This window comes from Rhizobium sp. 3T7, assembly GCF_020166565.1.
Taxonomy (GTDB): Bacteria; Pseudomonadota; Alphaproteobacteria; order Rhizobiales; family Rhizobiaceae; genus Rhizobium.
Genome location: NZ_JAIQXS010000062.1, coordinates 1 through 637 on the forward strand (window position 1 = coordinate 1; position 637 = coordinate 637).

Consider the following 637-nt stretch of genomic DNA (forward strand, 5'->3'; position numbering starts at 1 on the left):
ACCGTCCTCGCCGCGCAGGATGTCATTGCCGGCATCGCCGACAACGATATCCCCGGCACCACCGCCAAGCACAACGTCATCCCCCCCAGCGCCGATCAGCACATCCGCAGCCGCCGTGCCGATCAATGTCCGTGCCGCGACAGGAAGCGGGACACTGCCGTCGTCGTCATCGTCATCGCCGCCGGACGAGGAGCCATCATCGTCGTCATCGTCATCACCCCCCGACGAGGTGTCATCATCATCGTCATCGTCGCCGCCAGACTGGTTGTCGTCGTCATCATCGTCGTCGTCACCTCCCGGGCCGCCGTCGTCATCGTCGTCGCCACCACCATCGCCGCCGCCGCCATTGTTGTCGCCATCGTCGTCGCCGCCAGCGGGATCGTCGTCATCATCGCCGCCGCCACTTCCGCCGCCCCCGCTACCCAACGGCGCAAAGGTTGGCGAGGCCCCATTCGGCAGGGTAGGGAACGTGATCGTATGGTTGCCGTTCGACAGGATTGTGGTGCCGTTGGCGAGATTCGAGCTCGTGTAGTCGGCCAGCGTCGAACCGGGGGCCAGTTCGATCACGTCTTGTGGCCGCAATGTGCCGATGATGGTGTCGTGGCCGCCGTTCGACTTGAAGACGATGCGGTGCGCT

Annotated in this window: 1 pseudogene; it reads right to left on the minus strand. The window is 65.1% G+C overall.

Annotated elements, in window-relative coordinates:
* Positions 1-637: pseudogene (locus K9B32_RS28840) on the minus strand (hypothetical protein); the annotation flags it as partial.